Here is a 12,773-nt window from a genome sequence, read left to right on the forward strand (position 1 = left end):
GATACAGACCACTCCTTTAAAATTGATTAATACTATTTAAATATCCCTTAAGTCTAAAGAGAGCACATGACTAAATGTCTTCAACAGTACTTTGTACTACTTCTACATTAATCATGTGCTTTTAGGCATAAATCTACTTCAACATTAAGCATTATACAATAACATTAATTGATTCTGAAGTACTGGATTGGTTTTAAATTGACCTCGTAAAGTTGTTGTTAAAGTCTTAGCATTATTCTTTTTGATACCTCTAGTTGTCATACAAGCATGTTCGCCTTTAATAATAACTGCAATATCTTTTGAATCAGTTATTCTACTCATAACATCAGCAATATCTTGTCCAATTCTCTCTTGAAGTTGAAGACGTCTACCAACCATATCCGCAATGCGCGCTATTTTACTCAATCCAATAATCTTCTTGTTAGGTATATAGGCGATGGCAACAGTCATATTATACATAAGTGCTAAATGATGCTCGCAGTGACTAAAGATCTCAATGTCTTTCATAAAGACCATGTCCTTGTGTTCTTCTTCAATCATAACATCTTCTTCAAAAGTCTTATTAAACATATCAGCAATTTCATCGTTGCTATATTGCATGCCTTCAAATACTTCAGCATACATACTCGCCACTCGTTCTGGTGTATCTTTTAATCCTTCTCGCTCTGGGTCATCACCGAGCGCTTCAAGTATACCCCTGATGTGATATGCAATTTTGTTTTTATCAATCATCAATATACCCCCTTTTTTTGGGATATTTTTTTACTTCTACAAAAGAATTTCTTCATCTTTTAATATAATCATAAAACTACGTGAAAGTCAATATTTAATAATATTCCAGTAGAAATTCCTTAATAAAAAAACATCTCGCAAGGACTTAGTTCTTACGGGATGTTTTAATGTTTTAGTTTTCAATAATAACTTCTACTATAATATTGTTTACTACTTTAAACTGAGCATAGTTACCAGGGCTTAATATCTCTGGATTAGCACTTAGTAAATCTTTACTTACTAGATGTTGTGCTGTTTCACCATCTACAATACCTATTATTAATTTCATTCCTGAAGTTGTGAAGGATACCTCAATGATTTCACCAGTAATTTGTTCTACATTGTCTTCTACAGCAATTTTTGTAACTACATTATTTTGTAACTCAACCTCTACATTCATATTTACAACTATATCTTCTAATAAAGAATTTACTCCATTTACTATTATCGTTTCCATATTCTCAGCTAGATCATATTGTTCTTCGTCTATTCTTATACTTCTTTCTTCAAGGTCTATTTTCGTTAATAATCCTTGTACTTCTAACACTTCACTTTGCTGTATGCTGTTAGCATTTATTATTTCTACTAATCCATTATCTATTTCTATTTCAATCTTCATTTCAACTTCTAAATCTATTAATGTTGCTTCTGCTTCATCGATGAATACTTCTACTTCATCAGATAAGTTATATACTGCTTCATTCATTTCTATCTTTCTTTCCTCTATATTTATACTTGTTAATAATCCTTGAACCTTAATAACTTCTGAAGTCTTAGCATCTATTTTTGTTACTAACTCATCTTCAACAAACACATTAGCTTCCATACCTATCTCTAAATCTTCTAACGTTGCTTCTTTTCCGTCTATTGTAACTTGTATTTCTCTTGATAATACATATTCTTTAGCCCCTACTTTTACATAATAAACTCCAATTAGATCAATATCTTTTATTTCTCCTAATACTCTTTCTCTATTAACCATTGTAGCTTCTATCTTAATTATATCGTTATCAACTAAATAAATTATCGCTGACATTCCTAACTGTAAATCTTCTATTTGTGCTTCTTCTTCATTTATAGTTACAATAGCTTTACTTAAAAGATCATACTCTTGATCATCAACAGACAGATGATATATACCTATTAAATCTAAATCTGTTATTTCGCCTTCTAGCTTACTTGTCTCTATTATTTCAGCGTATATTTTAACTATTTCTCCATGACTTAACTCCGCTTCTACTAACATACCAACTATTAAGTCTTCTAATGTTGCTACTTTTTCATCAACTTTTACTATTGTCTCTGTTGCTAACTGGTAGTCTACTCCGCCAATTTCTACGTACCTGTCTTGTAAATTTATAGCTGATATCTTTCCTTGTACCTCTAAAATTTCTTCTTTAAATGCATTTATCTCTGCTATTTCACCATTAACTTCTACAGCATTAATTTCCATTTCTAAGCCTAAGTCTTCAAACATTGCTTCTTCGTTATTTAATCTTATTTCCACTTCTTTAGCTAACTTATATTCTACTTTATCTATTACTATATATCTATCTTCAAGATCTATACCAGTTATATTTCCTTCTATTTCTTCAATCTCAAACTCTACATTTACTTTAACAACTATCTCTTTCTGCAATTCTACAACAACACTCATACCTGTTTCTAGATCTTCTAAATCACGCGCGAAGCCATTGATAACTACTTGTGCATCTCGAGATAATTTATATTCTGCTTCATCTATTGTTATATGGTAAGTTCCTATTAAATCTAAATCTTCTATATTCCCTTCTATTTCTTCATATCCTATGCTATGAGCATAAATTCCAGCTACTTCTTCATCAATTATTTTAATTTCAGCTTCCATTCCAACTTCTAAATCTTCTAATGTTGCCTCTTCTTTATCTAAAATAACTTCTACTTCTTCTGCTATTTTATATTCTTCTTTATCTATTGTTATATGGTAAGTTCCTATTAAGTCTAAATCTTCTATATTCCCTTCTACTTCTTCATATCCTATGCTATGAGCATAAATTCGAGTTACTTCTTCATCAATTATTTTAATTTCAGCTTCCATTCCAACTTCTAAATCTTCTAATGTTGCCTTTTCTTTATCTAAAATAACTTCTACTTCTTCTGCTATTTTATATTCTTCTTTATCTATTGTTATATGGTAAGTTCCTATTAAATCTAAATCTTCTATATTCCCTTCTATTGTTGCTATTCCTTGTACACTTTCAGCTTCTATTTTCGCTTCTTCATCTTCAATTTCAAGTTCTACTTCCATTCCAATTTCTAAATCCTCTAAATCAGCCTCTTCTCCGTCTATTTCAATTTCTACTTCTGCTGGTAATTCATATTCTTTACCATCTATTTCTAGAACTTTATCTTCTAAGTCTATATCTGTTATATTTCCTTTTACTTCAATTTCTTCCTCTTTGTCATCTTCGTCATCATCATCTTCATCGTCACCTGAATATATTTCTTTTAATACTCCTCCTGGTAGACCATCTAATATTCCTTCTTCATCGAGGTCCTCTAATGAATCTTTTGATAAATCTAGTCCCAGAATTATTTCTTTTAAAACTCCTGGTGACAAGCTTCCTGAATTTTCTATAATTAGTTCTACTGCTTCTTCCTCTGATAAATCTGATTTTAAGATCATATTTTTCAATAATCCTGGTGCCATTCCACCTTTCCCTGACTTTGCGAATACCACTGGTGCTCCTGTAAGAGATAAAATAGTTATTACTAAAACAATCGATATTATTCTTCTTAATTTCATTCTTTCGACCTCCTATAAACTAAATATTATTTAAACTGCCAAACTAAAATATGTACATGCTCTTTTATCCAAAACCACTGTTTTCTTTTACTCATTATCATCCAATAACATGATGATATATTTTTTTACTTTAATACCTTGAACCACATCCCCTCTTTTTTTTATAGTACATCCTAAGTCTTAGGATTACATCATCTTAAGACAAGCCTTTTTCATACACATCCTTGTTATCTTTCTTCTCTTCTTTCTCTACTTCTTTTTCTGATTTTTTCTTTCTTGTTCTATTTCTTTTTCTGCCTTCTTGTTTTCCGGTTCTATCACTATTTCTTTTTCTGCTTTCTTTTCTTCTTGCTCTATCTCTTTTTCTGCTTTCTTCTCTTCTTGCTCTATCTCTTTTTCTGCTTTCTTCTCTTCTTGCTCTATCTCTTTTTCTGCCTTCTTCTCTTCTTGCTCTATCTCTTTTTCTGCCTTCTTCTCTTCTTGCTCTATCTCTTTTTCTGTCTTTTTTTCATCTTGCTCTATCTCTTTTTCTGCCTTCTTTTCATCTTGCTCTATCTCTTTTTCTACCTTCTTTTCTTCTTGCTCTAACTTTTTTTCTACCTTCTTCTCTTCATTCTCTATCTCTTTTTCTACCTTCTTTTCTTCATGTTCTAACTTTATTTCTACCTTCTTTTCTTCCTTTTCTTGCTTTTTCTCATAGCTTTGGTCTTGCCTTGCTATATCGATATCACCAATCATTGTAGTCACTTCTGTTGTAGTAGGGTTATTCTTAAGTTCGTTTTTAGCCATTTTACCAATAGACTCTTCTTTTGCTTCTTTTGAAATAATAAACTCCGCAGAAACTTCTACGTAAGTAATATCAATGTTTCTACTCCCATAGGCTTCTACAATTTGGTTGATCTCATCACTCAACCTTATATTACTATCTTCATTTAATATTCCTCCTGCAATGAAGACTGTATTGTTTTGAGTGGATAAATAGTTGAGTTCTACTGCCCTGTCAATAACCCTATTAATAACTTGCTCAACAGACATTCCAATATATTTTTCTGAGAGAAGTAACTCTGCTTCTTCATTGTACGGCTTAATGGATTGTACCCTTCTGTTTTCATCTATGTAAAACTCCATGCTTGGATTAATATCCACGCTCACAACTGCTATAGCATTTGATACCATCGGTTTATAAAGATTATAGCTCATCAAAATGATGATAAACATGAATGATGCCGCAATTGCCACCCATCTGTTTACAGATGTTTTTGATTCTTGAAATAAATCTTCCTCAATAAAATATATTTCATTACCTATCTGTGTTTTTATATCTTTCTTCACCTTGACATACTCACATTGATCAGTAAAAATAATATAACATTTCTTAGATTCCTCAATAACCGTACCCTTATACATCATCTTGACTCACCTCCATTTCAGTCATATATGTTTTTATTCTGTCAAATGAACTATTATATATAATGACACTTGCTATGATATAGTTTCTATGCCTTTTTATAAATTTAAGTGAATAACCATAAGTTCTACTTAACTTCGTACTAGGTAATTTTTTCTTTCGATATAAAGAGTTAAGTAATTCACTATTTGAGTGAACCACTTTCGCTGCTGCTATACATTTCCTTCTTGTGTCAATCCCTTTTGGTACCTGATCTGTTAAATTAATCAAAGATATTTTAAAGGTTTTCAATTCTTCTTTTAATAATTCCATTTCTTCTTTCAAAATATAATGTTCTTGAATATTTTCATGACTGGCTTCATTATATCTATCTATAGAAATAACCTGATTATTTTTTTCCTTTCGGATGTAATCAATAATGCGATTTCGAATAATCAATTCCGCAAAAGAAAAGAAATTACCTTTCTTTGGATTAAATTTTTCTATCGCTTCACTAAATGCAATCAATCCTATACTAAATTCATCATCATTTTCCGTACTAATATAGCGTTTAGTCGTCTTGGAAACAATGCTTATAATAAACGGCATATATTGTTTTATGAAAGCTTCTTTTTTTACTTCATTAGAAATTATGCTTTCTATATCAATTTGTTCCACTCTAATCCTCCTATCAGCTAAGTTAATCATTGGTACGTTTCTTTTCTTCATTATAGTTTAATTCCTAGTAAATGAAAAGATTAATCCACCCTAGATGGCTGTATTCATAGAAGAAATATTTGTCAACTAAATGAGTATACCGCTAATAACAATTCAGACTTTAATAAAAAGTAAGGTTCCTTACGAGCAAAACTCACTATTGCCCTATACTAAGAAAAAAGCGGGAAGGATCTCCCACTTCAATAGATCTTATCAATTAATTATCTTTTATTCATTATCACCATCGTATAAATCAAATTGCTCCGCAATAAACTCTAAAGGTGCATAGGGTACTTCTTCTGGATCAAGTAGATGAACTTTATCATTAACTATTACCACTAAATGATCGGTATCAAACTCCATCCAAGTGTCTCCATCTGTAATGATTACTTCATTATCTCCATCATAATATAAATCTAGCCCCATACCATCTACAATCATATTCGAAGGAATAATGATTGCTTTTCCTTGAATAAATTCCGGAACCTCATCTTCCTTGTCTTCGTCTTCCTCATCCTGATCCTTATCATCTTCTTCAAGATCAAGTACTTCTTCAATTTTTTCGATTTTATTAAGTATAGCTTCTCGCTCACTCTTACTAATATCTAAGTCACTAATTACTTCTTCAATGTCTTTCAGATATCCATAAATCTCAATAACATCATCATCTTTGTAAACATCAAAATCGGATAGATTATGCTTTTCAATATAACGTTCTGCATTACGCTCATGTACTTCTTTACTTTTTTCCTGACCATGATTAGTTTTTGTGGTTTTTGCCGAAGCTGTTAAAGTTAACATAAGCAAGAATCCTATTGTTACATACATTTTAAAATATTTCATCTTTCATGCCTCCAAATTTTTCTATTATTATATTATTCGTAAATACCATTTAAAAAAGGGACCAGAAATAAAAAAATTTTAAAACCCTACTAGACTAAGTTAGTAGGGTTTTAAATACTCTCAATTTATTTAACTATATGGCATGCAACAAAATGACCTTCTGATACTTCTCTAAATGCAGGACAGGCTTCTTTACAGATATGCTGTGCATAAGGACATCTTGTATGGAACTTACAACCTTCTGGTGGATTAGATGGAGATGGTATGTCACCTTCTAATACTGAACTGTCTTTCTTCAATCTTGGATGTTTCGCAGGTATTGAATCAATTAAAGCCTTTGTATAAGGATGTTTTGGATCCTTGTATATTTGATTCGTATCTGCTAACTCTACGATATTTCCTAAGTACATAACGGCGACACGATCACTGATATGTTTGACTACACTGAGATCATGGGAAATAAAGAGATAACTAAAGCCAAATTCCTCTTGCAAATCCATCATTAGATTAATAACCTGGGCTTGAATAGAAACATCAAGGGCTGATACTGGTTCGTCCGCAACAATAAATTCAGGTTCAAGGGCCAAAGCTCTTGCGATACCAATACGTTGTCGTTGACCACCAGAAAATTCATGAGGATAACGATTCATATGATAGGCACTTAGTCCACTTCGCTCTAGAGCCATGATCACCCGTTCTTCTATCTCTTTCCCCTTGCAAATATTGTGAGCTTTCAAAGCCTCTCCAACTGTCTGCATAACATTTCTACGGGGATTCAGAGAACTATAAGGATCTTGAAAAATGATTTGCATATCTGTTCTAAGTTGCTTCATTTTACTAGAGCCGTAATTATAAATATTCTCGCCCTTATAGTAAACTTCTCCTTCAGTAGCATCTAAAAGCCGAAGTAATGTTTTACCTGTTGTTGATTTACCGCAACCAGATTCGCCTACAATACTTAAAGTCTCTCCCTTATGAATAGAAAAGTCTACTCCGTCTACGGCTTTACAGTAACCAACAGTACGTTTGAAAAAACCTTTCTGTATGGGGAAGTATTTTTTTAGATTATTGACTTGTAATAAAACCTCTTGACTCATCTCTCACCCTCCTCATACAAAAGACAGCTAACTTTATGTCCTTCAACTACTTCTCTTAACTCGGGTAGTTTTTCTTTACAGAGTTCCGTTGCCTTTTCACATCTTGGATGGAATGGGCATCCCTTTGGCATAGATAATGGATTGGGTACAACCCCATCTATATTAGCTAGACGTTCTTTATCATTATCGATATCAGGAATAGAACCTAATAATCCTATTGTATATGGATGCATCGGATTATCATAGAGCTCAAGTGAATCAGCCTCTTCAACTATTCTACCAGCATACATAACTACAACATGATCCGCCATCTCAGCAACTACACCTAAATCATGGGTTATAAATACAATCGACATACCATACTTTTCTTGCAATTCATTCATCAACTCTAAAATCTGAGCTTGAATCGTCACATCAAGAGCTGTTGTGGGTTCATCTGCAATCAACAATTCAGGTTCACAAGCAAGGGCCATGGCAATCATAACACGTTGGCGCATACCGCCAGATAATTGATGCGGATATTCATTAACAACCTCATCCGCACGAGGTATACCTACACGAGTTAATAATTCAACAGCTTCTTTTTTTGCCGCTTTCTTTGACATTCCTCTATGCAAAATCAAAGGTTCACCTACTTGCCTTCCAATGGTGAAAACAGGATTAAGGGATGTCATGGGCTCTTGAAAAATCATGGATATTTTATTCCCTCGTACTTGACGAATTTCTTCTTCTCTATAATGAAGCAAATCTTTACCTTGAAAATTCACCTGTCCACTTATAATTTCGCCCTTTTTATCAATCAATTGCATGATGGATAGAGATGTAACACTCTTACCACAACCTGATTCGCCTACAATACAAAGGGTTTTCCCCTTGTCCACACTGAAATCTACTCCGTCAACTGCATGAACATCTCCCTTTTTCGTATGAAAATATGTTCGTAAATCTTTTACCTCTAATAATGTATTTTCCATGTCATCACCTACTTCCTACTCTTTGGATCGAAGGCGTCACGTAATCCTTCTCCGATAAGATTAATACTTAATACAGCTGTAAATAAGACTAAACCAGGTAAAATCCATAGCCACGTACGTTCAGTAAATATATAATAGTCTCTGGCAGAATTGATCAAGTTTCCCCAACTGGGTACAGGTGGTACTATACCAAGACCAATATAGGATAATACTGACTCAGTTATGATAGCTCCAGCCAAACCAAAAGTAGCACTAACGACGATATAACCTATAGTGTTTGGAATCAAATGCACAAAAATTTTCCTCATTGTCGATAAGCCCAGTGCAGTAGTAGCTTGCATAAATTCCTGCTCTTTTAAAGAAAGTATTTCACCACGTATCATCCTTGATAAGCCTGGCCATGACATGAGCCCCAGTAATACCATTACCAAATACATTCTATTTTCTGGTCTGATTATATCCATCGTCACAGCCGATATGGTAATCATCAGTGGTAAAAAAGGTAAACTCATAACGATCTCTGCAAAACGCATGAGAAAATTATCGATACGTCCTCCAAAATAACCAGCACTACCACCCACTATAATGGCCAAAATAGTACTAATGGTTGTCGCTATTAGACCAATTAATAGTGAAACTCTTCCTCCATAAAGAATTCTTGTTAAGTAATCACGTCCAAGATCATCGGTCCCAAACCAATGCTCCTCATTAGGCTCTAGATTAGAGTTCAAAAAATCCATGGCATCCCTTTCATAAGGCGTTAGTAGAGGTGCAAAAATAACAGCAAATAATATAATTGAAAAGACAACAAGTCCAAATACAGCTAGTTTATTATCTGTAAAGGCTTGCCATCTCAGCTTTCCAGGGCTTTCAATGGACTCTAACTTAACCTGCACTCTGCTTTTTCTTCTAGGTATAATTTTCACTCTGCTCCCCCCTTAATCCACTTTGATCCTTGGATCTACCACTGCATAGCATATATCCGCAAATAGATTACCGATTAAAGTTAGCAATGCAAAGAAAACCAAGGTAGCCATCATTAAATTATAATCCCTATTAAAGACAGAATCTAACATAATCCTACCAATTCCAGGCCAATTAAATACTGTTTCCAATACGGCTGCTCCAGAAAAAAGTAGTGGTATTTCAAATCCTAATAGGGTAACAATGGAAATAAGAGAGTTACGAAAAGCGTGAGAATAGATTACTTTACGCTCTGAAAGTCCTTTCGCCCTAGCTGTACGTACATAATCTTGATTGATGGAGTTGAGCATATTCATACGTACATATCGTATATAACGAGGAAGACTTACAATAATTAGCGTTAATGCTGGTAGGAACATATGATGTAAAACATCCATGAAGCTTTTGACACCTTCATAATGAGCTCCTGCGGTAACCATACCTGATACAGGGGTCCAATCTAGCTTGATGGAGAACAAAAAGATTAAAACTAGTCCCACGAAAAATGTGGGAAATGACACCCCTACATAAGACGTGACGGTGACAAAACGATCAAACAGTCCATCCTTATGAACCGCCACATATATCCCCAGAGGAATTGCTAAAAGGTATGTAAAAAGAAATACAAAAACATTGAGCTTCAAAGAGTTAATGATATAAGGTACTATGACTTCTTCAACAGGTTTGTTATAGATAGTTGATTTTCCAAAATCAAGTTGAAGCACATTAGTTATCCAAATACCATATCGTACATGTATCGGATCATTTAACCCTAATCGTTCTCTCTCTGCTTGTTTTTGTTCTGCTGTAGCTCTAGGATCCATATTGGCACCTATAGGTTCACCAGGCGTTAAAACAATAATGGAGAAAATGATGATTGATATGAGAAACATTACAGGTATCAGTTGCAGTAATCTCTTAATGATATATTTAATCATGTTCTACCCTTCTTTCTTGGTTAAAAGAGCCAAGAAATCTCTTGGCTCTTTTTTATTCCTTTGATTACTTAACAGCAATATCATGAATAATCATATCAATATCTACAAATGGAGACGTTGTATAGTTTTCAACTCTACCATTAACACATTCTAATTCTTCATTATTATTGATGAGTATATATGGTAATTCCTCATTAAATAACAATGCCCATTCTTCAAAGATTTCAATTTGTTTATCCAAATCAAATTCTGTAGAAGCCATATCTAACAATTCATCATTTCTTGCATTACGATACCCTACACTATTGTTTCCATCTGGTACATCAACACTTGAATGGAAAGTGGTATAGTTAGAAGTAGGAAGATTGGTTAAGCTCCATGCCATGTTATAGAGTTGGAAATCTCTCTCGAGATATACCTTTTCAACCAATGTATTAAATTCCATTTGTTCTGCTATAAGCTCAACGCCAACTTCTTTCCAATAAGCAGTTAGCATAGGAATTAAGGTTTCTACATAGCGACTATCTGTATAGGTTAACCATTTTAATTCAAGCTTTTTACCATCTTTATAGCGATAGCCATCATCGCCTGTCTTCCAGCCAGCTTCTTCTAATAAAGCAACAGCTTTCTCTTTATCGTATGTATAAGGATTAACCTTAGATTTAAGTGATTCTGTATTAGCATAACTTACTTCTGAGAAAGGTACATCAAGGACAATTGAATGACCATCATAGTATTTTTGAACAAAAGCCCTTCTATCAAATGCATAAGTTAATGCTTGTCGAACCTTCATATCGGATAAGATTTCATCACGCATATTAAAGCCCATATACCCATATCCATTTGATGGGAAAGTATGTGGCATAACATAATCTAGGCGATCAACTACACCAAAGTTTTCAGGTGTAGGAGCAACGTTAAGAAGGATATCTAAGTCGCCTTTTTCTAGTTCTGCCATTTGCGTATCCACAGTAGTCATTTTGTAGATTAATTTTTCCATCTTAGGAGCACCTAAGTGATAGTCATCATTACGTTCAAATTCAATAAATTGAGTAGGTTCAAAATGAACAATCTTGTATGGTCCAGAACCAACCCATTCATAAGCATTCATTTGATCTCTTAATTGTTGCGTATTACCATATTCATAAGCATAAACAGATTCAGGCATGATCTGCGTAGTCATATTACTTATATTATCAAATCGAGGTTCAGTAAATGTAAAGGATACTGTGTACTCATCGAGGACTTTTATACCTGTTACATCATCTGCCTCTCCATTTTTATAAGCTTCTACACCTTCCATAAATTCTACGACTGAGAAATAACGACCATCATAACTAGGATCAGCTAAAATCTCATATGTAAACTTAACGTCATTAGCTGTCAATGGCTCGCCGTTTGTAAAATTGATATTATCTTTCAATTTGAATGTGTAAGTTAAGTTATCTTCTGATAATTCATAACTTTCAGCCACGTCTGGAATAAACTGGCCTGACTCATCTACAGATAGTAAGCCATCGAAAATAATACCACATGTATAGCCATCATATGTTGTTGAGTAATACACTGGTAAAGCTTCTCCTTTTGGAGCTGGCATACCAACAACTAATGTATCTGCTGCATTAGCTCTTGTACTAGCCGGATTAGGGTCTTCTGTTGGTTCTTCTTTCTTGTCTTCTTTCTTTTCTTCTTTTTTATCTTCTTTTTGTTCCGTCGTAATACTGTTTTCTTCACCACTTGCATCTTCTGTTTCATTTGAGCCACAACCTACTAGGAGTAATGATAAGACAAAAACCATAGTCAACATTAAAGCAAAAACTTTTTTCATGTTTTCCCCTCCTTAAAAGGTAGATCACCCATCTTGGGTAATCATTATTAAAGTTTACAAATATCTACATTTGTAATAAATTGATTATAATATACTCGCCCACTATTGTCAATATGTACCAACTACAGCAAATTTTCCAGTATTTATAACTGGTTACCAATAAAATTGTATGTAATTTAATGAATATTATAAATATTTTAAATTAAAAAAAGGCATATAATTATTGATGAATTCTAATCATATGCCTATAAAGAGTACATTAAAAATTAATCTTCCGTAAGATCATCAATCTTAACAACCCGAGTACCATAGTCATCACTTAAACCTTCTACCTCAGCTTTATTTTCTTCTTCATTTAACCCTTTAATCCAAATAGAAGTCCCAAAATATGTGACGTCAATAACACCTTTTGATTCATATATTTCTTTCGCTCGTTTAAAATTCATGGAACTAACCTCCTTATAGATTCA

The 12,773-nt window shown here is 33.3% G+C and carries 11 protein-coding genes; all 11 read right to left on the reverse strand.

Annotated elements, in window-relative coordinates; all coding sequences use genetic code 11:
• Positions 1-144: 144 nt before the first annotated feature.
• Positions 145-735 (reverse strand): GTP cyclohydrolase I FolE, encoded by a 591-nt coding sequence (folE, locus tag C1Y58_RS09140; RefSeq protein WP_334293834.1) that lies wholly within the window; start codon positions 733-735, stop codon positions 145-147.
• A 169-nt stretch (positions 736-904) separates the two neighbouring features.
• Entirely contained in the window at positions 905-3,556 is a 2,652-nt protein-coding gene (locus C1Y58_RS09145) for a hypothetical protein (protein WP_105615708.1), read from the reverse strand.
• Positions 3,557-3,805: 249 nt separating this feature from the next.
• Positions 3,806-4,966, reverse strand: coding sequence for an anti-sigma factor domain-containing protein (locus C1Y58_RS09150; RefSeq protein WP_105615709.1), 1,161 nt, complete (start codon positions 4,964-4,966; stop codon positions 3,806-3,808).
• On the reverse strand, positions 4,956-5,621 hold the full coding sequence (sigI, locus tag C1Y58_RS09155; RefSeq protein WP_157950030.1) for an RNA polymerase sigma-I factor: 666 nt from the start codon (positions 5,619-5,621) through the stop codon (positions 4,956-4,958). Before sigI ends, C1Y58_RS09150 begins: the two co-directional genes overlap by 11 nt.
• 267 nt (positions 5,622-5,888) lie before the next feature.
• Positions 5,889-6,503, reverse strand: coding sequence for a hypothetical protein (locus C1Y58_RS09160; RefSeq protein WP_105615711.1), 615 nt, complete (start codon positions 6,501-6,503; stop codon positions 5,889-5,891).
• A gap of 125 nt (positions 6,504-6,628) precedes the next feature.
• Positions 6,629-7,600: an ABC transporter ATP-binding protein gene (locus C1Y58_RS09165; protein ID WP_105615712.1), complete on the reverse strand. Its 972-nt coding sequence runs from the start codon at positions 7,598-7,600 to the stop codon at positions 6,629-6,631.
• On the reverse strand, positions 7,597-8,574 hold the full coding sequence (locus C1Y58_RS09170; RefSeq protein ID WP_105615713.1) for an ABC transporter ATP-binding protein: 978 nt from the start codon (positions 8,572-8,574) through the stop codon (positions 7,597-7,599). The genes C1Y58_RS09165 and C1Y58_RS09170 overlap by 4 nt, the downstream gene beginning before the upstream one ends.
• A gap of 8 nt (positions 8,575-8,582) precedes the next feature.
• Positions 8,583-9,500, reverse strand: coding sequence for an oligopeptide ABC transporter permease (gene opp4C / locus C1Y58_RS09175; RefSeq protein WP_242985365.1), 918 nt, complete (start codon positions 9,498-9,500; stop codon positions 8,583-8,585).
• Between the two features lie 12 nt (positions 9,501-9,512).
• The gene (locus C1Y58_RS09180; protein WP_105615714.1) at positions 9,513-10,475 is read right to left on the reverse strand and encodes an ABC transporter permease; all 963 of its coding nucleotides are present in this window, start codon (positions 10,473-10,475) and stop codon (positions 9,513-9,515) included.
• Between the two features lie 64 nt (positions 10,476-10,539).
• A complete protein-coding gene (locus tag C1Y58_RS09185) occupies positions 10,540-12,303 on the reverse strand; it encodes an ABC transporter substrate-binding protein (RefSeq protein WP_105615715.1) in 1,764 nt (587 codons plus the stop codon).
• 266 nt (positions 12,304-12,569) lie between these two features.
• Positions 12,570-12,749, reverse strand: coding sequence for an H-type small acid-soluble spore protein (locus C1Y58_RS09190; protein WP_105615716.1), 180 nt, complete (start codon positions 12,747-12,749; stop codon positions 12,570-12,572).
• Positions 12,750-12,773 lie beyond the last annotated feature (24 nt).

The organism is Vallitalea okinawensis (genome assembly GCF_002964605.1).
GTDB classification, from domain to species: Bacteria; Bacillota; Clostridia; order Lachnospirales; family PQDH01; genus Vallitalea_A; species Vallitalea_A okinawensis.